The 20,068-nt window shown below is 72.5% G+C and carries 20 protein-coding genes and 3 riboswitches; of the genes, 6 read left to right on the top strand and 14 right to left on the bottom strand.

Translation table 11 applies throughout. The features are described 5' to 3' along the window. Positions 1–137: 137 nt before the first annotated feature. Positions 138–248, bottom strand: a riboswitch (SAM riboswitch). Positions 249–401: 153 nt separating this feature from the next. Further along, positions 402–1,589, top strand: coding sequence for a glutamate--cysteine ligase (locus FHN55_RS10675; RefSeq protein ID WP_139712304.1), 1,188 nt, complete (start codon positions 402–404; stop codon positions 1,587–1,589). 52 nt (positions 1,590–1,641) lie between these two features. Here the strand turns inward: FHN55_RS10675 and FHN55_RS10680 are convergent, their stop codons facing one another. After that, positions 1,642–2,112, bottom strand: a complete 471-nt coding sequence (locus FHN55_RS10680) for an OsmC family protein (protein ID WP_139712305.1) — start codon at positions 2,110–2,112, stop codon at positions 1,642–1,644. Positions 2,113–2,488: 376 nt separating this feature from the next. After that, positions 2,489–2,598: riboswitch (SAM riboswitch) on the top strand. A gap of 62 nt (positions 2,599–2,660) precedes the next feature. On the opposite strand from FHN55_RS10680, the gene FHN55_RS10685 reads away from it, so the two are divergent. The 3 genes from FHN55_RS10685 to FHN55_RS10695 are packed head-to-tail and all read left to right on the top strand — an operon-like array spanning position 2,661 to position 5,333. Beyond that, positions 2,661–3,611, top strand: coding sequence for a MetQ/NlpA family ABC transporter substrate-binding protein (locus FHN55_RS10685; RefSeq protein ID WP_218974551.1), 951 nt, complete (start codon positions 2,661–2,663; stop codon positions 3,609–3,611). Between the two features lies 1 nt (position 3,612). Continuing rightward, entirely contained in the window at positions 3,613–4,665 is a 1,053-nt protein-coding gene (locus FHN55_RS10690) for a methionine ABC transporter ATP-binding protein (RefSeq protein WP_139712307.1), read from the top strand. Beyond that, on the top strand, positions 4,665–5,333 hold the full coding sequence (locus FHN55_RS10695; protein WP_139712308.1) for a methionine ABC transporter permease: 669 nt from the start codon (positions 4,665–4,667) through the stop codon (positions 5,331–5,333). The genes FHN55_RS10690 and FHN55_RS10695 overlap by 1 nt, the downstream gene beginning before the upstream one ends. 215 nt (positions 5,334–5,548) lie before the next feature. Here the strand turns inward: FHN55_RS10695 and FHN55_RS10700 are convergent, their stop codons facing one another. The 10 genes from FHN55_RS10700 to FHN55_RS10740 form a co-directional block, all read right to left on the bottom strand. After that, on the bottom strand, positions 5,549–6,946 hold the full coding sequence (locus tag FHN55_RS10700) for an NtaA/DmoA family FMN-dependent monooxygenase (RefSeq protein ID WP_139712309.1): 1,398 nt from the start codon (positions 6,944–6,946) through the stop codon (positions 5,549–5,551). Between the two features lie 27 nt (positions 6,947–6,973). Beyond that, on the bottom strand, positions 6,974–8,794 hold the full coding sequence (locus FHN55_RS10705) for an ABC transporter ATP-binding protein (RefSeq protein WP_139712310.1): 1,821 nt from the start codon (positions 8,792–8,794) through the stop codon (positions 6,974–6,976). Beyond that, positions 8,791–9,561: an ABC transporter permease gene (locus tag FHN55_RS10710; protein WP_218974552.1), complete on the bottom strand. Its 771-nt coding sequence runs from the start codon at positions 9,559–9,561 to the stop codon at positions 8,791–8,793. Before FHN55_RS10710 ends, FHN55_RS10705 begins: the two co-directional genes overlap by 4 nt. A gap of 125 nt (positions 9,562–9,686) precedes the next feature. Next, positions 9,687–10,628 (bottom strand): ABC transporter permease, encoded by a 942-nt coding sequence (locus FHN55_RS10715; protein ID WP_218974553.1) that lies wholly within the window; start codon positions 10,626–10,628, stop codon positions 9,687–9,689. Between the two features lie 64 nt (positions 10,629–10,692). Further along, positions 10,693–12,342: an ABC transporter substrate-binding protein gene (locus FHN55_RS10720; protein ID WP_218974554.1), complete on the bottom strand. Its 1,650-nt coding sequence runs from the start codon at positions 12,340–12,342 to the stop codon at positions 10,693–10,695. 226 nt (positions 12,343–12,568) lie between these two features. Further along, positions 12,569–12,670, bottom strand: a complete 102-nt coding sequence (locus tag FHN55_RS24265; protein ID WP_373995721.1) for a putative leader peptide — start codon at positions 12,668–12,670, stop codon at positions 12,569–12,571. A gap of 27 nt (positions 12,671–12,697) precedes the next feature. Continuing rightward, positions 12,698–12,807, bottom strand: a riboswitch (SAM riboswitch). 50 nt (positions 12,808–12,857) lie between these two features. After that, positions 12,858–13,049, bottom strand: a complete 192-nt coding sequence (locus tag FHN55_RS10725) for a hypothetical protein (protein WP_218974555.1) — start codon at positions 13,047–13,049, stop codon at positions 12,858–12,860. Between the two features lie 590 nt (positions 13,050–13,639). Then, positions 13,640–14,167 (bottom strand): F0F1 ATP synthase subunit B, encoded by a 528-nt coding sequence (locus FHN55_RS10730; RefSeq protein WP_218974556.1) that lies wholly within the window; start codon positions 14,165–14,167, stop codon positions 13,640–13,642. A gap of 266 nt (positions 14,168–14,433) precedes the next feature. Beyond that, positions 14,434–15,018 carry a helix-turn-helix domain-containing protein gene (locus FHN55_RS24270; RefSeq protein ID WP_373995722.1) on the bottom strand — a complete coding sequence of 195 codons (585 nt, stop codon included), beginning with the start codon at positions 15,016–15,018 and terminating at the stop codon, positions 14,434–14,436. 85 nt (positions 15,019–15,103) lie between these two features. Beyond that, positions 15,104–15,976: a helix-turn-helix domain-containing protein gene (locus FHN55_RS10740; RefSeq protein WP_218974557.1), complete on the bottom strand. Its 873-nt coding sequence runs from the start codon at positions 15,974–15,976 to the stop codon at positions 15,104–15,106. 169 nt (positions 15,977–16,145) lie between these two features. Here FHN55_RS10740 and FHN55_RS10745 point away from each other — a divergent pair, with 169 nt between their 5' ends. Continuing rightward, positions 16,146–16,994: an SDR family NAD(P)-dependent oxidoreductase gene (locus FHN55_RS10745; RefSeq protein ID WP_139712314.1), complete on the top strand. Its 849-nt coding sequence runs from the start codon at positions 16,146–16,148 to the stop codon at positions 16,992–16,994. Between the two features lie 70 nt (positions 16,995–17,064). Here FHN55_RS10745 and FHN55_RS10750 read toward each other — a convergent pair whose 3' ends face one another. After that, positions 17,065–17,907: a LysR family transcriptional regulator gene (locus FHN55_RS10750; protein WP_139712315.1), complete on the bottom strand. Its 843-nt coding sequence runs from the start codon at positions 17,905–17,907 to the stop codon at positions 17,065–17,067. Positions 17,908–17,978: 71 nt separating this feature from the next. On the opposite strand from FHN55_RS10750, the gene FHN55_RS10755 reads away from it, so the two are divergent. After that, positions 17,979–18,863 (top strand): NAD(P)H-binding protein, encoded by an 885-nt coding sequence (locus tag FHN55_RS10755; protein WP_139712316.1) that lies wholly within the window; start codon positions 17,979–17,981, stop codon positions 18,861–18,863. Between the two features lie 29 nt (positions 18,864–18,892). Here the strand turns inward: FHN55_RS10755 and FHN55_RS10760 are convergent, their stop codons facing one another. Both FHN55_RS10760 and FHN55_RS23730 read right to left on the bottom strand, forming a co-directional pair. Then, positions 18,893–19,873: a YceI family protein gene (locus tag FHN55_RS10760; RefSeq protein WP_180357768.1), complete on the bottom strand. Its 981-nt coding sequence runs from the start codon at positions 19,871–19,873 to the stop codon at positions 18,893–18,895. Then, entirely contained in the window at positions 19,870–19,992 is a 123-nt protein-coding gene (locus FHN55_RS23730) for a hypothetical protein (RefSeq protein WP_257570866.1), read from the bottom strand. Before FHN55_RS23730 ends, FHN55_RS10760 begins: the two co-directional genes overlap by 4 nt. Positions 19,993–20,068: the final 76 nt, after the last annotated feature.

Genomic DNA, 20,068 nt, shown 5'->3' on the forward strand with positions numbered 1-20,068 from the left:
TCGATCGGGGCGCCTCGTCAGCGACAGTGCTGCGCTGCGGTGCTCAGGAGGTCCACGTGCAGGCGCCTGCGCAGGCGCACCGCCGATGCTGTCGTGGGCGTCCCCAGGTCTGAGGAGTGCATGGGGCTGCTCCCGGACGTGCGCGCTGACGAGACGCGGTTGCGCCTCGTCCGGTCCTCACCCGGAGCACCCCGCCGCGAGGGGGTTGCTGGGCAGCGAGCCAGGGCTCGTCGCTGCCATTCATGACGGACCCGGCGAACCTGAGGAGCCGTGCGCCGGGTGTCAACGGGGCATGTGCACCGGCAGGTGACCGCGCACCGCGGTGGAGCGTGAGTCTCTGGGGGTGCGCGATCTTCTCCGTGACGGCGTCTTCACAGATCGTCGTGTGCTGAGGTGGCGGGGTGACGACACCGTCCCTCGGGCCGCACGGCCGCCGCGGCGCGCTGGCCTTCAACGCCTCGCAGCGGCCCACGCTGGGCGTGGAGTGGGAGGTGGCCCTCGTGGACGCCGCCACCGGGGACCTGGCCCCGCGCGCCTCGGAGGTGCTCGAGGCGGTCGGCCGGCGTCCCGCGCACCCCGACGGGCGCCAGCGCGTCACCCACGAGCTGCTCACCAACACCGTGGAGCTGGTCACCGGCGTCCACGACACCGTCACCGAGGCCGTGGCCGACCTGCACGAGGTCATGGCCCAGGTGCGCGCCGCGGCGCAGCCGCTGGGCCTGGAGCTGGCCTGCAGCGGCACCCACCCCTTCGCCCAGTGGTCGGCGCAGACCATGACCGAGGGGCCCCGGTACGCCGAGCTCATCGAGCGCACCCAGTGGTGGGGCCGCCAGATGCTCATCTGGGGCGTCCACGTGCACGTGGGCATGTCCAGCGTGCACAAGGTGCTGCCCGTGCTGGACGCGATGCTCACCTACGCCCCGCACCTGCAGGCCCTGTCGGCCTCCTCCCCGTTCTGGGGCGGCGTCGACACCGGCTACGCCAGCAACCGGGCGCTGATGTTCCAGCAGCTGCCCACCGCTGGGCTGCCGTTCCAGTTCGCCCGCTGGGAGGAGCTGGAGGCCTACGTCGGGGACCTGCTGCACACCGGCGTCATCGACTCCTTCAAGGACGTCCGCTGGGACGTGCGGCCCTCACCGAGCATCGGGACGCTGGAGGTCCGCGTCTGCGACGGCGTGCCCACCGAGGCCGAGCTGGCCGCGCTGACGGCGCTGACGCACTGCCTGGTCGTGGACCTGGACGCGCGCCTGGAGGCCGGTGAGCTGCCCGCGGTGCTGCCGCCCTGGCACGTGCAGGAGAACAAGTGGCGCGCCGCCCGGTACGGGCTGGACGCGATCATCATCACCAGCGCGGTCGGTGACGAGCGCCTGGTCACCGACGACCTGGCCGACGTGCTCACGCGGCTGGAGCCGGTGGCCCGCCGCCTGGGGTGCAGCGAGGAGCTGGCGGCGGTCGCGCAGATCCCCGCGTGGGGAGCGAGCTACCAGCGCCAGCGCGCGGTGGCGGCAGCTGCCGGGGGTGACTTGAAGGCCGTGATGGACTCCCTGGTCAGGGAGCTGCGGGAGGGTCGGCCGGAGCCGATCCCCTGAGGCGGCCTCGACGAAGCGTCCGCAGGCCCGGTGGCCGTCAGCCTGTGGACGCTCACTGCGACAGCGGCGTCTTGGCCCACTCGCTGGTGTAGGTCAGGCCGCTGCGCTTGAACATCTGGGTGACGGGACAGCGCCGCTCGGTCTCGGTGTGGAAGGTCTCGAAGACGTCCTCGGCGGCGTCGGTCTCGACGGTGACCTTGACGGCGACCCTGTCGAAGTTGGCGTTGCCCTCGGCGCCGCCGGCGATGACGGAGGGGTCGAGGTCGCCCTGGATGTGGAAGGACCAGCGGCCCAGGGCGATGCCCAGGCTGGAGGCGACCAGGCTGCCGGTGACCTGGTTGCAGCTGGTGAGCGCGCCGAGCAGGTAGCTGAGCGGGCTCGGCGCGGCGTCGTCGCCCCCGAAGGAGGGGTAGGTGTCGGCGGAGAACACGTGCTCGTGGTCGCCGGCGACCACGAGGCGCTGGGCGACACCGGTGCCCTCGGCGTCGACGACGAAGGGGACGGTCTGCTTGATCGGGGCCATGCCGCGGACCCTACTGATCGCGTGCGACCCTCCGTCAAGCCTCTCGTCGTGGCAGCGCCGATGGATCTGACGACGGGCGTCGCACGTGTCGCTCGATCGAGCACCAGGCTGACGACGGCGCGGGCACCTCTGGTCTCCGTGTCCGGCTGCCGCGAGGCGTCACGACCGGGTCCCTGGCCGTCGCAGGGCCGAGCCGGACGTCCCTCCACGAAGACCACCCACGTCCGCGGGGTGCAGAGCGCAGCTGGAGCTCCGCTGCTGTCGGGACGAGCACCGCAGTCCAGGGGTGTTCGCGCGTCCGGTGGAGGTCACAGGTCGATCACGGGGCCCGCGCTGGTTTGACGCTCGTCCACCGCGCTTCGTACCGTGACGGCCAGGTCATGAGTGACAGCTCTGAGCCCTGGCTTGCTGTCCGGCAACCCTCCTCCGCGGCGGGGTGCTCCAGGTGACGACCGGGCCGCGCGCACCGCGCGGCAAGTGCGGATCTGCAGGACTCGTCCTGCGATCCACGACGTTCGAGGAGTGCCATGTCCACGTCCGGTCCTGTCTTGCCCGAGAAGCCGAAGCGGAAGGCGCCGGTCGCAGCGATCGCTGTGGCCGTCGTCGTCCTGCTCGTCCTCGTGGGCGGGGGAGTCTGGCTCGCCAACCGCGGCGGTGACGACGCGCCTGCCGCTGCTGCCGGTGGCGGCGCCAGCCCGTCGGGGGAGTACCGCAGCAGCGTGAAGATCGGTGTGTCCGACAGCGCCCTGCCGTACTGGGAGACCTACACCGAGCTGGCGAAGAGTGAGCTGGGGGTCGACGTCGAGCTGGTGAACTTCGCCGACTACAGCCTGCCGAACCCGGCGCTGAGCCAGAGCCAGGTCGACCTGAACCAGTTCCAGCACATCCAGTACCTGGCCAACTACAACGTCACGGCCGGCGACGACATCCAGCCCATCGGCGCGACCGCGGTCTACCCGCTGCCGCTGTACTCCACCACCGTCACCGACGTCGCGGCGCTGCCGCAGGGCGCGGTCATCGCCATCCCCGACGACGCCATCAACGAGGCCCGCGCCCTGCTCCTCCTGCAGTCGGCGGGCCTGGTGCAGCTGGACGGCGGTGGCACCGCCTTCTCCTCCGTCGACGACATCACCAGCGCGAAGGTCGAGGTCACGCCGATCTCCGCCGACCAGACCGCCCGTGCCCTGCAGAGCGGCTCAGCCGTCGGCGCCGTCGTCAACAACAACTACGCGACCGCCGCACGCCTGACCGCCGACCAGGTGATCGTCGCCGACGACCCGGCCGCCCCTGCCGCTGCGCCCTACGTGAACGTCTTCGCCGCCCGCGCCGCCGACGTGCAGGACCCGACCTACCTAGCCCTGGCGAAGCTCTGGCACGACCCGCGCGTGCAGGAGGTCTTCGCGGCGGACTACAAGAGCGCCGTCGTGGTCGACAAGAGCGCCGAGGAGCTGCAGGCCGACCTGGCGAAGGTCGAGCAGGACGCCACCGCAGCCGCCTGACGTGACGACCTCTTCCACCACTGCGCCGGGTGGCGCCCTCGTCGAGATCGAGGGCGTCACCAAGCGCTTCCAGCGCGGTGGCAGCTCCGTCACCGCCGTCGACGACGTCACCCTCTCCGTCCGCCGCGGTGAGGTGCTCGCCGTCATCGGGTACTCCGGTGCCGGCAAGTCCACCCTTGTGCGCCTGGTCAACGCCCTCGAGCTGCCCACCTCGGGCAGCGTCCGGGTGGGCGGTCAGGACGTCACCCGGCTCGGCGAGAAGGAGCTGCGCGCCGCCCGCACGGGCATCGGGATGATCTTCCAGCAGTTCAACCTTCTGAGCTCGCGCACCGTGGCCGAGAACGTGGCGTACCCGCTGCGGGTCGCGGGGGTCGGCAAGGTCGAGCGCGAGCGGCGCACTGCTGAGCTCCTCGACTTCGTCGGCCTCCTGGAACGGGCGCACGCCCACCCCGAGCAGCTCTCCGGCGGGCAGAAGCAGCGCGTGGGCATCGCTCGCGCCCTGGCCACCAGCCCGCCTCTCCTGCTGGCTGACGAGGCCACCAGCGCCCTGGACCCGGAGACCACCGAGGAGGTGCTGACCCTCCTGCGGCGGGTCAACACCGAGCTCGGCGTCACCGTCATGCTCATCACCCACGAGATGGAGGCCGTCCGCCGGGTCGCCGACCGGGTCGCCGTCATGGAACGGGGCCGCGTCGTCGAGGTCGGCGACGTCTACGACGTCTTCACCGACCCGCAGACCCCGGCGGCCCAGCGCTTCGTGCGCTCCGCCACCCACGACCGCCCGTCGGCCGAGGCCCTGGCCCGGCTGCGCGAGCACCACCCCGGGCGCCTGGTCACGGTGCGCGTGGACGACCGGCCTCGGCTGCAGCAGGTCATCGACGGCGCCTTCCGCGACGCCGGGGTGACCGCCGAGCTGGTCTTCGGCGGGGTGGGGGAGATCAAGGAGCGGCGCGCCGGTTCACTCACGTACGAGCTGAGCGGGGACGCCGCCGGCGTCGAGCGCGCCCTGACGGCGCTGCGGGCGCAGGACGTCGTCGTGGAGGAGGAGGTCTGATGGAGTTCTTCGACGGGGTCACCTCCCGGCCCGACGTCTTCGTCGAGGCCATCGGGCAGACGCTGTTCATCGTGCTCGTCTCGATGGCGGTCTCCGGTGTCATCGGGCTGGGCCTGGGCGTCGCCCTCTACGCCACCCGGCCGGGCAACCTCTTCGCCAACCGGCTCGTCTTCGAGGTCCTCGGCCTGGTCATCAACGTCATCCGGCCCATCCCATTCGTCATCTTCCTGCTCGCCGTCGGGCCGCTGCAGATCCTCGTGCTCGGGACCTTCCTCGGCACCGAGGCCGTGACCTTCGCCATCGCCATCGCGGCGGGCTTCGCGGTGGCGCGCATCGTGGAGCAGTCGCTGGTGGGCGTCGACCCTGGCGTCGTGGAGGCGGCGCGCGCCATGGGGGCCTCCCGCAGCGCGATCCTCTTCGGCGTCGTCGTCCGCGAAGGACTGGGCCCCCTGGTGCTGGGCTACACCTTCATCTTCGTCGGCATCGTCGACATGTCGGCCCAGGCCGGTCTGGTGGGCGGCGGCGGCCTCGGCAACTACGCCATCACCTACGGGTCGCAGCAGTACGACTGGGGCGTCGTGTACGCAGCGCTCGTCGTGATCGTCGCCATCGTCATCATCGGCCAGGCCCTGGGCAACCGGCTCGCGCGGGCGGTCATGCGCCGCTGAAGGCCGCCTGGCGGCCCGAGGGCAGGTTGGCGATGACGGCCACGACGTGCAGGCCAGCGAGCTCGCCGTCGGGTCCCCGTCACTCCAGACAGCACCTGTGTCGCCTGGCGCGCCAGAACGGGTCCGCGCACCGTGCGGGTTCGACGCGACCCCGCCCCCGCGTGTGGTCTCCACGCGCCGGTCGGGCCACGCGCGACCACTCGCGGGGTGCGCGGTCAGCCGCGGCCTCCAGCAGCCGCGAGCAAGGGGCTCCGCTCCCCGGAGAAGGCGCCGCGCCACGCCGCGGCGGGGTGGCGGTCGGACAGCCGGGGTGATCCGAACAGCTTCTGGCGCAGCGGACCGGGGGCGTACTCGCTCTGGGCGAGGCCGCGACGTCGCAGCTCTGGCATGACGTGGTCGGCGAACTCGGCGAAGGAGCCGGGGATGACCCAGTTGACGACGTTGATGCCGTCGACGCCCGCGTCTCGCCACAGCCCCAGCTCGTCGGCGATCTGCTCGGGAGTCCCGACGATCCGGCCGGACTGCGCCCGCTGGCGGACGAGGTCGGCCACGACCGGTTCGCGGTCGGTGATGTGGCGCTGCAGCCACTCCGCGAAGCCTCGGGCCGAGTTCGTCCGCAGCTCCCGCAACGGCGTCTCGGGCGGGTAGACCCGGCCGTCGGGGTCCACCAGCGCTGCGTGAGCCGCGTAGCCCTCGATGCTGATGTACTCGTCGTACTGCGCGGCCTTTGCCTTCGCCTCGGCCTCGGAGGAGCCGATGACGAAGCTGAGTCCCTGGTAGAAGGTGATGTCCTCGCGGCGGCGACCAGCGGCTTCTGCCTGGTCACGAGTCTCGCGGACCTGGGTGGCGGCCAGCTCCCGCGAGGGCGCGATGATGAACACCGCCTCGGCGTGCCGAGCGGCGAACGAGCGCCCGGCTCCGGAGGATCCGGCCTGGAAGAGCACCGGCGTCCGTTGCGGCGACGGCGAGGGCAGGTGCGGCCCTTCGACGCTGTACCGCTGACCCCGGTGGTGGATCTTGTGGATCTTCCGCGGGTCCGCGTGGCGCCCCTCGCGGTCCTGCTCGAGGGCGTCCTCCTCCCACGAGCCCTCCCACAGCTTGTAGGCCACCTCCACGTACTCCTCGGCCCACCGGTAGCGCTCGTCGTGGTCGGTGAGGCGGTCCAGCCCGAAGTTGCGGGCGCCGTTGTCCTGCATGCCCGTGACAACGTTCCACGCGACCCTGCCGCGGGAGATGTGGTCGAGGGTGGAGACCTGCCGGGCGAAGTTGAACGGGTGGTTCTGCATGACGTTGCTCGTCAGCGCCAGCCCGATGTCCCGGGTGCTGACGGCCAGCGCCGACAGCAGGACAGAGGGGTCGTTGCTGGGGATCTGCAGCCCCTCTTCCACGTAGACGTCGTAGTCGGCGTCGGCGTCGCCGTAAAGCCCGGTGACGTCGGCGAAGAACATCGCGTCGAACTTCGCGGCTTCGAGCAGCTGGGCGAGGTCGACCCAGGTCTGCACGTCGTTGAAGTCGGTCTGGTGGGCGTCCGGGCGTCGCCACTGGCCGTGGTGGATGTGGGAGGTGGTGTTCATGACGAAGGCGTTGAAGCGCAGTGGTCGCTGGTCGGTCATGTCGGCTCCTCGGGATCGTGTGCCGGCTCAGGCGCTGAGGCGGGGCAGAGCGCTGACGAGCTGTCGGGTGTAGGGCTGCTGGGGGCGCTCGAAGACCTCCTCGGCCGTCCCTCGCTCCACGACGCGGCCGTCCTTCATCACCAGCACCTCGTCGCTGACGTGGTAGACCACGCCCAGGTCGTGGGAGATGAACAGGTAGCTCAGCCCGAAGCGCTGTTGCAGGTCGTCGAGCAGGTCCAGGACCTGGGCCTGCACCGAGACGTCCAGGGCCGAGACCGCCTCGTCCAGCACCAGGACGCTCGGTTCGCTGGCCAGGGCCCTGGCGATCGCCACGCGCTGGCGCTGCCCCCCGGACAGGCGCAGTGGAGCGCGGCGGGCCGTGCCCTCCGGCAGCCCGACCGCCTGCAGCAGGTCGGCCACCCGCTGTCGCCGCTCGGTGCGGTTGCGCCGTCCTGTGCCACCGTCGCGGGGCAGGGCGTCCTCGACGATCCGTTCCACCGTCCAGCGGGGGTCGAAGGAGCTCAGCGGGTCCTGGTAGACGACCGAGATGTCACCTCGGCGCGGCCGGCGCTGTGCTTCGCTCAGCACCGACCAGGGCCGGCCTAGGAGCTCGACCTCTCCCGCATCAGGTGCGCTCAGGCCCAGCACGAGCCGAGCGGTGGTGCTCTTGCCCGATCCAGACTCCCCGACGATGCCGAGCGTCCGTCCTCGAGCGAGCGTGAAGGAGACGTCGTCGACGGCGGTCAGCGTCGTAGAACCACCCAGGGAGAAGCGCTTGGCCAGGCCGGTGGCCTCCAGCACCACCTCGACCTCACCCGAGCCATCCGGTACCGGGCGCACGCTGCCGCGCGGTGCTGGGGCGGTCGGTGCGCCGTCCTCGTCGGGCGGCGAGAGGCGCTGGCCCCGGGTGTGCTCGCCGGGGACTGCGGCCAGCAGCGCCTTGGTGTAGGCGTGCTGGGGGTCGGTCAGCACCTGGTGCGTGGTCCCGCTCTCCACCACACGCCCTGCGCGCATGACGAGGATCCGGTCGGCGAGGCGAGCGACGACGGACAGGTCGTGGCTGATGAGGACGAGTGAGACGCCGCGCTGCTTGGTCTGGTCCAGCAGCGCCAGCACCTGCTCCTGCACGGTGACGTCGAGCGCGGTGGTGGGCTCGTCGGCGATCACCAGGTCGGGGTCCAGGGCGATCGCCGAGGCGATGAGGGCGCGCTGGCGCAGGCCGCCGGAGAGCTGGTCGGGGCGCTGGCGGGCGCGCACGTCGGCGGCCGGCACCCCGACCTGCTCGAGCAGCTCGACGGCCTTGGCGCGGCGGGCGCGCCGGTCACGCCACCCGTGGAGCCGCAGGGACTCCTCGACCTCCTTGCCCACCGGGCGCAGCGGGTCCAGTGAGACCAGGGCGTCCTGCAGGACGAAGCCCACCCGGAGCCCACGGGTGCGCCGCCAGTCCGCCTCGGAGAAGCCGCGCACGTCCACGCCGTCCAGCTCGACGGCGTCGGCCTCGACGACGGCTCCGTGTCCGGTCAGCCCGACGAGCGTGCGGGCGGTGACGCTCTTGCCAGATCCGGACTCCCCGACGATGGCGACGCACTCGCCGCGGCCCAGGTCGAAGGAGACGTCGTGCACCACGGGGCGCACCACGCCGTCGCGCTCGAAGCTGACCGACAGGCCCGCTACGCGCACCCGTCCGCTCGCCTCGGAACCACCGGCCTCTCCGCGCTCGGAGCCGACGCGCGTGGCAGTCCCGCCGGCGGCCTGACCGAGCGCTGACCGCCTGCTCTCCTCCTGGGTCTCGACCCCCGCGTCACGACCGTTCTTCTGCCCGGGCACCGGGACGATCTCCGTGCTCATGCCTCGCTCCTTTCCAGGGCTGCCTGCAGGTGGTTGCCGACGGTGGTGGCCGCCAGCGCCAGCGCGACCACCACTACGCCGGGGACGACGGTGAGCCACCACGCGTGGGTGACGTACGCGCGGCCGGCGTCCAGCAGCGCGCCCCACTCCGGTGACGGCGGGGCCACACCCAGCCCCAGGAAGCTCAAGCTGGAGGCCCACACGATCGACTGCCCCACCGAGAGCGCAGCGATGGCCACCAGCGGACGCAGGGCGTTGGGGAGCACGTGCTGGCGCAGGATCCGGGCCCGGGTGTGGCCCAGTGCGACGGCGGCCTCGACGTACGGGGCGCTCCGGACGGCGCGGACCTGACCGCGGATGATCCGGGCGTAGCCCGGCGCGGTGCCGATCCCGACCGCCAGCGCCTGCGTCCAGGCGGAAGGACCCAGCAGCGCCACCAGGAGCAGTGCCAGCAGGAGGCTGGGGAAGGAGAAGAGCACCTCGATGACGCGGTCCACCGCCCCGGCGACCAGACGCGGGCCGAGCGCCGCCAACACGCCTAGGACCACGGCCAGGACGAGCGACGTCGCAGCAGCGCCCACTCCGATCGCGAGTGCGGGCCGTGCACCCCAGACGACGCGGCTCCACAGGTCACGCCCGGCGACGTCGGTGCCGAGCAGGTGCTCCCCTCCGGGTGGCTGCAGGCTCGCACCCAGGTCCAGGGCGTAGGGGTCGTGGGTGGCCAGAGCGGCCGGGGCCACGAGCGCGATGCCGACGACGGTGAGCACCGCGCCAGCTGCCCACAGCCCCCACGGCTGCCGTGCCCACGTACGGGGTCGGCGCGGGAGGTGTTCAGCGGAGGGCGCGACGGTCGCTGCGCCAGCGCCCCCGGCGCCCCTCAGAGGCGTGGTGGTCATGACTGCTCCAGGCGGGGGTCGACGAGGGAGTGCAGGAGGTCGACCAGGAGGTTGGCGACCACGTAGAGCGCAGCGACGAGGACCACGACGCCGGTGACGATGGGCAGGTCCTGGTTGTTGACGGCCGTGACCAGCACGCTGCCGATGCCGGAGCGGGTGAAGACCGCCTCGACCACCACTGCGCCGGAGATGATCGCGCCCAGCGCCCAGCCCGACAGGGTGATGGCTGGCAGCAGGGAGTGGCGCAGGACGTGACGCACCCGAACCTGCAGGTCACTGGCCCCACGCGTCCGGGCGGTGAGCACGAACGGCTGCTGCAGCGCGGTCTCGAAGGCTGAGCGCGTCGACTGGCCCAGGAAACCGGCCAGGGGGACGGCGAGGGTGAGTGCGGGGAGCACCAGCGCCGCCGGCGTCCCGGCGCCTACCACGGGGAACCACCCCAGCTGCAAGGCGAAGACGACGAGCAGGACGATGCCCAGCCAGTAGTGGGGCGTGCTCGCGGCCGCCACCTCCACGGCGCTGGCCAGCCGCCCGGCGCGAGGTCGACCGGCGGTCAGCACGACCGTGACCAGCATGATCGCCCAGGCGAGGGCGATCGCGGTCAGCGTCAGCGTCAGGGTGGGCGCGAGCTGCTCGACGATGATCGCCGCCACAGAGCGGTGCTGCTGGTAGGAGTCGCCGAGGTCGCCGCGCAGCAGACCCGACAGGTAGTGCCAGTACTGCACCAGGACGGGGTCCTGCAGGCCGTACGCCGCGTTGATGTCGGCGAGCTCCTCGGGGGTCCTGGCGATCGGCTGTCCTGCCCGGATGTTGAGGATGATCGTCGCTCGGTCGCCAGGAAGGAGCACCTGGGCGAAGAAGGCTGCGGTGGCGGCTCCCCACAGCGCGACGAGGGCCCACACCAGCCGCACTCCGAGGCGGCGCCCGTGTCCACCCACCCGACGAGACCAGTGCGGTCTGCCAGTGGTGGTGAAAGCGGGTCCCGGCGCGGTCACGGAGGGGTCAGCGGGTGAAGTGAGCGTCATAGAAGACCGGTCCTCCCTGGGCGTTCTCCTGCCAGACGCCCTTCAGGCGCGGGGAGACGGCGAGCGTGCTGATGCGGTCGTAGACCCCGATCGAGAGCGCGTGGTCGGCGATGTACTCCTGCGCCTGCGCGTACAGCGCGTTCTGCGCTGCGACATCTGAGGTGGAGTTCGCGCGCGTGATCAGGTCCGCCAGGACGGGGTCGTCGTAGAAGGCGGAGTTGTTGTGGTTCGGTGCGTCCGCGGTGGTGGGACGCCAGTTGATCCACAGGATCCCCGCCGTGACCGACGTCCAGTAGCCCGCGGACAGGTCGCGCTCCTCGGCCGTGCTGTACAGGCCCGACCAGAAGCCGCTGGGAGGGACCGGGATCAGCTGGACGTCGAACCCGGCGGCGCGGGCCTGCTCGGCGACGCCCTGCAGGATCGTCGCCCCGTCCGCGGCGATGATCGTGCCGGTGGCGTAGGGGAAGCGGACGGTGAGGCGCTGACCGTCCTTCGTGCGCACGCCGTCGGGGTCGGTCCCCGTCCAACCGGCCTGCTGGAGCAGCTCCTCGGCCTTCGGCAGGTCGAAGGAGTAAGCGTCAGCTACCTCCTGGCTGTAGCCGGGTGTGGTCTGGCTGACCCCGCCGTTGCCCTCGTAGGGGATCAAGCCGCGACCAATCGTGTCCACGAGCGACTTGCGGTCGAGGCTGTAGGCGAACGCCTTGCGGACGCGCTCGTCGGTGAAGGGGCCCGTCGTGGTCGTGAAGGAGATCTGCTGCGGTCGGCCGGGAGTGACGTACTTCAGCTGCTGGTAGCCGCCCTCGCCGAGCCCCTTCCAGTCGATCGCAGGGACGTCGTAGATGGCGTCGACCTCGCCGGCCTGGAGCGAGGAGACCCGGGTGGTCCCATCAGGGACGAAGCGCCACTCGAGCGTCTTCACGTACGCGGGGCCGGTGTGCTGGGCGTTGGCGGGAGGAGACGTGTACTCCTCGTTGCGGGTGAGCACGATCTCCTGGCCGCGGGTCCAGTGGTCGACGACGAAGGCGCCGGTGCCGATGGGAGCGGCGCAGTTCTCCTCTGCGGTGCGCTCGGTCAGCGCCTTCTGCGACTGGATGCCGAAGTAGCCCTGCGTCAGGGTCTCGGCGAGCCGCGGATAGGGCCGGGAGAGGTGGATCCGCAGGGTCTGGGAGTCCACGGCCTCGGCGGAGTCGTAGTAGCCCGCCAGCCACACGGCTGCGGTGCTGTTGCCGCCCTGGACCCAGTAGTCGAAGTTGTACGCCACCGCCTGCGCGGTCAACGGCGAACCGTCGGTGAAGGACACCCCGTCCTTGAGGTGGAAGGTCCAGGTCAGGCCGTCAGCGGAGGACTCCCAGGAGTCGGCGAGCCAGGGCACGACGCGGTGGTCCGCGTCGAGGGAGACCAGGGCGTCGAGCACCTGGGTGGACAGGTACGCCTGCTCGATCCAACCGCCGAAGACGCAGGGCGGCTCCTGCTGGTGCGCGTAGACGATGTGGTCGTCCGACCCCGAGGCTCCGCCAGCTGTAGAGGGAGTGGCGCCGCCGGCGTTGCTGCCGCCGCAGGCGGTGAGGGCGACCAGGGCGGCTGACAGGACGGGAAGGGCAGAGGCTCTTCGCCAGGTGAGGAACACGGGGGACTCCTGGTGTCATCGCACAGAGCAGTGCGGCGTCGTGGGGGCAGGGCGCATCGCTCCCGCGCCCCACTGAGACCCGTGGGGTGGGAGGACGTGCGGAGTGTTCAGCGGCGGAGCGGCCGTCGACAGCAGGACGCCGCCCCGCCCGCCCCGCCGTGATGGCGTCGGGGCGGAGGGGGCGGCGTCATCGCCGGGGTGTAGCTCCTGCTGGTGGCGGGGGGTGTCAGGCCGCGCGACAGACGGCGCTAGCGGTGCGGCGCAGGTCGACGTGGCGCCGCCGCGATGCGGTCAGGGTCTGGCAGTGGCTCACCGGCGACAGGTGCACGTCGGCCCTTCACGTCTGGGCTCCGGAGAGCCGCGCTTGCTGAACCGTTCGTCCAGCCGGGTCGTCACCTGGGGCACCCCACCGCGGAGGAGGGTTGCCGTGCAGCGAGCCAGGGCTTTCCGCTGCAACTCTTGACCTGAGAAGAACCTAGGAGGCACCGGCGAAGCGCGTCAACCCCCGTGGCGCGTCAGTTGCCCGAGGCGTCGATGGGACTCTTCGCGCTCAGCTGACGGCGGTAGACCGCGGCGGGGTGGTCCTCCCGCACGCGGGTCTGGCCCGGGCCGTACAGCTTCTCGCGCGCGGTGGTGCTTTCGTCGTAGTCGTTCCAGTACCGACCCCGGCGCTGCAGCTCGGGGACCACGAGCTCGATGAAGTCCACGAAGGTGCCTGGGGTGGTGGCGACTGGCAGCCGCAGGGGCGGTGCGTCAGTGGTGTCCGACGGGCAGCCCCGTTCGTGCGGGTGGCCGGCTCGGAAGCGGACTGCCCGAGGATCGTCGGCCGGCGCCGCGTCGGTGCCGGTTGGAAGATCTGCATCGCCGACACCCCACTGCGGCACGAGCTGCTGCACCAGCAGCTGAATGCGGAAGGGCTTCTGCCCGACAAGTATCCGTCAGCGGGTACCGCGGCGACGTGACGAGCCTGCCCAGATGGCGCCGATCCCACGTGGGGGTCGTGCGCCATGCACTCAGCCGGTCGCGTCCGTGCGCGGGTCGCCGCACGACGACTGCGGCCTCGGTGTTCAGGAACCACGGCGAGGAGCAGCGGCTGGCCGGTGGTGACGGCTCACTGCTCCTGGCGAGGCGTCGGGACCGTCAAGGCGACGCTTGTCCCCGCGGCCTGCGCCACGAACGGCCTCTTCGGATGACGACCGCTCGCGGGTGACCTGCCTCGCAGACCGCTGTTCAGCTTCTCAGCGGTGCCGGTGATGACCACGCTCCCACAAGGAGCGCCCACGGCGTCGCAGCGGGCTCAGCGGGCCTTCTCCCAGTCAGCGATGAAGTCGTCCACGATCCTGGACCTGCGGGCCGCCTCGGAGACGTCCTCGCCGACGATCTTGCTGGCCAGGTCGACCGAGAGGGCGCCCAGCTCAAGGTGGAGGGTCTCCCTGGCAGCAGCTCGCTGGGCGGCGATCCGGTCCGAGGAGTCCTGGATGATGCGGTCTGCGTCGGCAGCTGCGTCCTCTCGTGCCTCCGCGATCATCTTGGCGCCCTCAGTGCGGGCCTCCTCACGGATGCGCGCTGCCTCCTCGCGCGCAGATGCAAGCTGGTCTCGGTACTCCTCGAGAGCTGCTCGTGCCTCTGCCTGGACCCGCTCGGCCTTCTCCATGCCTCCCTCGGTGGCTGCCTGTCGCTGCGCGAGCATCGCCTCGAGGCGAGGCGCCACGATCTTGTGAGAGACGATCAGGAGGACGGCGAAGCAGATCAAGCCGGTGATGAACTCGGCCGGGTGAGGGATGATCACGCTCGTCTCGGCGGCCCAGTCGAAGGCGGTGATCACGGGACTCATCGCGTCACCGCCACGGGCTCAGCACCGACGCTCGTCGCGCAGGCGGCGCTCAGGCCGGCGTCTGCGGAGGAGACCGGCGTCGTGCCAGCACGGCCAGGGTGTTCCAGCGCGCTCATGGCGCGCATGATATGAGGTGATCGTCGCGCGCCGGGCGATCAGGAGCCACTGCTCGGTCGGGCGGTGCTCTCGGGGGCCCTGACGTCGTGGCTCAGCATCCGAGCGCAGTGACTCTGGCCCGCTGACTCGGTGATGGCCTGCTAGGGCCGAACGCCAGAGTGCAACCGGCGCGGCCTGTCACTGCACCCCCATCTCCACGTTAGACGCGCAGGCCTGAGCGCGAGGTATCGCCTCGCGACCCCCTGCGGGACGCCTTCAGCGACTGCGCCGTGTCGGGCAGGAGCGGTGGTGTTCGTCACGCTTGGGCACCGTGCCGGCGGCTGGGGGACCCGCACGACTGCGATCCCGGGCTGGTACCCGGGCACCGCGTGGATGGTGGAGGCGGGTAAGCCGGTGCGGGAGGCGATCGCCAGCGGTGACAGGCGCTGCTTCCAGCGCAGGTGCACCACCTTCTTCACCGCGTGCTGAGGGGTGCGATGTGGGCAGCGGTGGGGCCGGCTGGAGCGGTCGGCCATGCCGTCTTCGCCCATGGCGGCATACCGCTGAGCCCAGCGCTTGGCGGTGGGCCAGGCGACGTGGAAGTGCTCCGCGGCGCGGGCGATCGGCCAGCCGTCGTCGATGACCAGGCGGGCCAGCTGCAGGCGGGCCTTTGGGGTCAGGGCGGCGTTAGCGTGGGTCACGAGGACCTCCTGGTGAGTGTGGTGCGGAACCTTCAGCAGTCCCACTCCACACCCGGGAGGTCCTCGTTGTGTCAGCTGGGGTCAGCTCTCACCGCGGCAGGGGCTCGACCAACGTGTCTGGGCAGTACAGCTAGGCCTGGGGAGCGACGGGTGACGGGTGAGCAGGTGCGGCCCAGCTCGCGAGGGTGCGGAGCGCCTGCTCGGCCTGGCTGCCCGGGGCGCTGGAGTAGATGAAGAGGGTCTGGTCCGGGTCTCCGGGGAGCGTGAGGGTCTCGTAGTCCAGGGCGAGGTCGCCCACGATCCGGTGCCGGAAGCGCTTGGTGCCGGAGGTGCGCTGGTGGACGCGGTGCTCGGCCCACCAGGTGCGGAACTCGGGACTGCGGTGGCCCAGGTCGGTGACGAGCTCCTGCGCTGCACGGTCGTGGGGGTCGCGGCCCACGTCGAGCCGGAGGTTCTCCACCACGGCGCGCGCCTGGACGTCCCAGTCGAGCAGGAGGTCTCGGGCGTCATCGCCCAGCAGGACCCAGCGGGCGTAGTTCCGCTCACGGGCCGGCAGCGCCTCCCAGTCCACCAGCAGGGCGCGGGCCAAGCGGTTGGCCGCGAGCACGTCGGTCCGGCGGCCCAGGACCATCGCCGGGTGGTCTGCGAGGGACTCCAGGAGGCGGTGCAGACCTGGACGTGCTCGTTGGACCGCTGGGGCCCGGGTGGGGCGCGTCGTGGTCCCGGCGCCGATGAGGTCCCCGAGGTGGGCGCGTCCAGCAGCGCTGAGCTCGAGGGCTCCGGCCAGGGCGTCGACGACTCCCGGTGACGGAGTGATCCGTCGGCCCTGCTCCAGGCGGGTGTAGTAGTCGGTGGAGACCCCTGCCAGCCGAGCGACCTCTTCGCGCCGAAGGCCCGGCACGCGTCGGACGCGGTCATCACCGGGCAGACCGGCGCGCGTGGGGTCGACACCAGCACGCGCCCGGCGCAGGAAGTCCGCCAGCTCGCGGTTGACCCCGTCCACCCTCGGATGCTCGCACGCCGACAGGCGAGGCGGCGTGGGTCGCTGAGTCCTAGGTCGGCCGTGACCAGCCCTCGCCGGGCGAGGAGAGGACCGCTGGAGCCGCGGGGACGGCTCCAGGCTGGAAGGGCGCCGAGCAGCGCGCGCCGACGACGCTCCGGAGGAGTCCAGCATGACCACCACCCCCTCGACCTGGTTCGTCACCGGGACCTCCCGCGGGCTGGGCCTGCAGCTGGTCCGCCAGCTGCTCGACCGCGGAGAGCACGTCGCCGCGACGACCCGCTCCGCCCAGCGCCTCCTGGACGGTCTGGAGGGCGCGGACACCACCCGGCTCCTGCCCCTGGAGGTCGACCTGGCCGACGAGCAGGCGGTCAGGGCCGCCGTCGGCAGGACGGTCGACCGCTTCGGTGGCCTTGACGTCGTCGTCAACAACGCCGGCTACGGCCACCTCGCCGCGGTGGAGGAGGTCTCCGACCGCGAGGCGCGGGACATGTTCGACGTGCAGGTCTTCGGCGTCTGGAACGTCCTGCGCGCCGCGCTGCCGCTCATGCGCGAGGCGGGAGGCGGCCACGTCGTCAACGTCTCCTCGGTCCTCGGGCTCACCGCCTTCCCCGGGTGGGGGCTGTACTGCGCTGCCAAGCACGCGCTGGAGGGTCTCACCGAGTCCCTCGCGGCCGAGGTGAGCGACATGGGCATCCGCGTGCACCTCATCGAGCCCGGCTACATGCGCACCGACTTCCTCACCCCCGCGTCGTTGGCGCTGCCGGAGCAGACCGTTCCCGGCTACGAGCCGGTCCGGGAGATGACCGCTGCACACCAGGCCATGCCCGGCACGCAGCTCGGCGACCCCACCCGTGCGGCCGAGGCCGTCATCGCGGTCGTGGAGTCGTCGGCCGCCCCGCTGCACCAGGTCCTGGGCTCCGACTCCCGGGAGCTGGTGACGGCACGCCTGGCAGCTCTCAAGGCCGACGTCGACGCCGGCGCCCCGCTGACCCCCACCACCGACATCGTCAGCGTCTGAGCGGTTCGGGCCCGACCCCGTCCGCGGGCCCGTCCCGGGGCTGTCCGCCGGAGCGGCTCGCGCAGGGTCCTCAAGCCCCCAGCAGTCCCTCCGGGGACGGGCCCGGCGCGGGCGTGAGCGTCGTGAGGGCGGTGTCGACGAAGTCCTGGACGTGGGCGGCCAGCCGTCGGTCCGAGGTGGCGAGGCTGGTGGTCACAGGTCCGAGGTGCGGAGCGGGGCGGGTGACCACGTCGGCGCGGGCGTAGTAGGCGGCCACGCTGACCGGCAGCACGGCGAGTCCCACGCCGGAGGCGACCAGCTCGAGCTTCTCCTCCACCGTCGAGGTCCGCCGAGCGCGAGCGTCCAGCACCTCGTGGCCGAGGAGGTCGTCCGAGGCCAGCACCGGCTTGGCCGCCAGCGGGTGGCCTGCGGGGAGGCACACCACCTTCTCCTCGGTCCCGACGGCCCGCAGCCTCAGGTGCTCGGAGCCCGCGGGCAGGCGCACGAGGGCGACGTCGACGAGGCCGTCGCGGACGGCCTGCGCCTGCTCCCACCAGGTCAGGTGCACGAGGGCCACCTCGACGGCCGGCCGGGCCGCGCTGTAGGCGCGCACCGCCTGCGAGACGGACAGCCCGGAGCCGAAGCCCACGACGAGGCGGGTGACGCCGCGGGCGCTCTCCCGCGTCCGGCGCACCGCGGACTCCGCTGCGGAGAGCAGCTCGACGGCGTCCTCGAGCAGCTGGCGGCCGGCCGCGGTGAGGCGGACGCCGCGAGCAGCGCGGGTGAACAGCTCCACCCCGAGGTCGCGCTCCAGGGCGCGCAGCTGCCGGCTCAGCACCGGTTGGGTGATGAAGAGCTCCTCCGCTGCGCGTCCGACGTGCTCCAGGCGCGCTGCGGCGACGAAGTAGCGCAGCTTGCGCAGGTCCACGTCCATGCCCGGAGGGTATCGATCGCGACCGCCAGAGCCTTGGACGGCGAGGGGCCGGCAGACGCACCCTCGACGTCGTGATCCTCGTGACCGGCGCGACCGGCGGCATCGGCCGCGTCCTGCTCGACCACCTCCTGACGGCAGACCGGGAGCCCGTGCGCGTCGTCGCCCGCGACCCCGACAAGGTGCCCCGGGCGGTCCGCGACCGCGTGGAGGTCGTCGTGGGCTCTCACGCCGACCCGGACGTCGTCGACGCAGCCCTCGACGGCGTGCGCTCGGTCTTCTGGCTCGTCGCCGGCGACCCGACCGCGGCGAGCCCGTTCCACGCCTACGTGGGCTTCAGCCTGGCCTTCGCCGCGGCCCTGCCCGGGTCGGGGGTCGAGCGCGTCGTCACCGTCTCGGCGCTCGGCCGCCGGGTGCAGGGCTACGCCGGTCACGCGTCCGCCTCACAGGCCATGGACGACCTCCTGCGCGCCACGGGCGTGCACCTGCGAGCGCTCGTCGCGCCCACGCTGATGGACAACCTCCTGCGCGACGTCGACGGCCTGCGCTCCGACGGCGTGGTCCGCGCCGCCGCGCAGCAGGACCGGCGGGCGCCGATGGTGGCGCGCAGCGACGTCGCCGCCGTGGCCGCGCGGCTGCTCCTGGACGGGTCGTGGACCGGTCAGGAGGAGCTGCCCGTGCTGGGCCCCGAGGACCTGTCGGCGGACGACGTCGACCGGGTGCTCGCCGAGGTGCTCGGCCGCCCGGTCCGCCACGGAGCGCCGGACCCGCAGCAGCAGCTGACCGCCCTGGTCACCGCCGGCTCCTCGCCCCGGATGGCGCGCGGCCTGACCGCCATGCTCGCTGCCAAGGCGCGGGGTCTCGATGACGCGGACCGGCCCACCCGGGCGGCTGACACGCCGACGACGCTGCGGCAGTTCGCCGAGCGCGTCCTCGCACCGGCCGTCCAGGGGCGTTGAGCACAGCCGAGGACGGTGCCCCCGCCGGCTCAGGCCTCGCGGACGGCCTCCAGGTCGATGGTGATGCGCAGGGTGGTCCCGAAGACGGCGACCCCCAGCCCGAAGGCCTGGTTCCACTTCATCGCGAAGTCGTCGCGGCTCAGCTGCGCGCTGGCCTGGAAGGCGACCCGGGCGCCGCCCCAGGGGTCGGTGCCGGTCCCGGTGCACCGCAGCCGCAGGGGCACCGCGCGGACGGTGCCGTTCAGCGTCAGCTGCCCGTCCAGCTGCCACCCCCCAGCGCCGTCGGGCAGCAGGCCGCGGCCCTCGTAGGTGATCCACGGGTGGTGCTCCACGTCGAGGAAGTCGGCGCTGCGCAGGTGCTCGTCACGGCGCGCGACGCCGGAGTCGACGCTGGCGGCGTCGATGCGCACCTGCACCGAGGACCCGGTGAACACCTCCGCCACCTCGATGGCCCCCTCCACCACGGACAGGCGCCCGGTGACCGCGGACAGGCCCAGGTGGTGGGCGGTGGCCACCAGCGAGGTGTGGTCGGGGTCGATGACCCAGCGCCCGGGGGCGGGCAGCTCGGCGGCGCCGACCCGCGTCAGGCGCACCTCGCCGAGGTCGACGACCACCTCCTCGGGCCTGCTGGCGCGCGGGTCGTGGACCACGACCGAGCGGGCCTGGGGCTCGTGCCCGGCGCAGGCGACCAGCAGGGTCGCCGGGCCGAGCTCCAGCGGGGTGAGGACGAACCGCCCGTCCGAGCCGCTGGTGCTCCGTGCGCTCCCCGTGCCGTCGGTCGCCAGGAGCGTGACCGAGGCCCCGGGCAGCGGCCAGCCGTCACGGGTCAGCACCGACCCGTGGGCGCGCGCCCCTCCGGAACCACCCTCCCGGAAGGGTGCCCGGGCCCCGCCGTCCTGGGGGGCGGGTGACAGCTGGAGGTCCGAGCCCGAGGTGGGCGCGCCGAGCGGGTCAGCCGTCGACAGCTCCGCGGCCTCGCCGCGCCGTGCCCTGTGGCGGCCTAACCTCACCGCCGCCCGCCCAGCGGCACCCGCGCGGACGTCGTCCGCTCGTCCCCGACAGCGCCCACGACGCCACCGGCCCCCGTCTCGGTGCGGGTGCCGGTCACGACCGCGACCCTGGTGCTCACCGGCTTCACGGTAGCCGCAGCCCGGCTGCACGTCTCGGGCTGCCGCCGCCGGCGCCTCGGCGCTCGCGCCGCTGTG

It is taken from the genome of Streptomyces sp. NP160 (assembly GCF_006335115.1).
GTDB lineage: Bacteria > Actinomycetota > Actinomycetes > Actinomycetales > Quadrisphaeraceae > Quadrisphaera.

Excerpts from the sequence above, each read along its gene's own strand:
- FHN55_RS10680 (WP_139712305.1), bottom strand. The coding sequence starts at position 2,112 with ATGGCCCCGATCAAGCAGACCGTCCCCTTCGTCGTCGACGCCGAGGGC.
- FHN55_RS10695 (WP_139712308.1), top strand. The coding sequence starts at position 4,665 with ATGGAGTTCTTCGACGGGGTCACCTCCCGGCCCGACGTCTTCGTCGAG.
- FHN55_RS10700 (WP_139712309.1), bottom strand. The coding sequence starts at position 6,946 with ATGACCGACCAGCGACCACTGCGCTTCAACGCCTTCGTCATGAACACC.
- FHN55_RS10705 (WP_139712310.1), bottom strand. The coding sequence starts at position 8,794 with ATGAGCACGGAGATCGTCCCGGTGCCCGGGCAGAAGAACGGTCGTGAC.
- FHN55_RS10745 (WP_139712314.1), top strand. The coding sequence starts at position 16,146 with ATGACCACCACCCCCTCGACCTGGTTCGTCACCGGGACCTCCCGCGGG.
- FHN55_RS10750 (WP_139712315.1), bottom strand. The coding sequence starts at position 17,907 with ATGGACGTGGACCTGCGCAAGCTGCGCTACTTCGTCGCCGCAGCGCGC.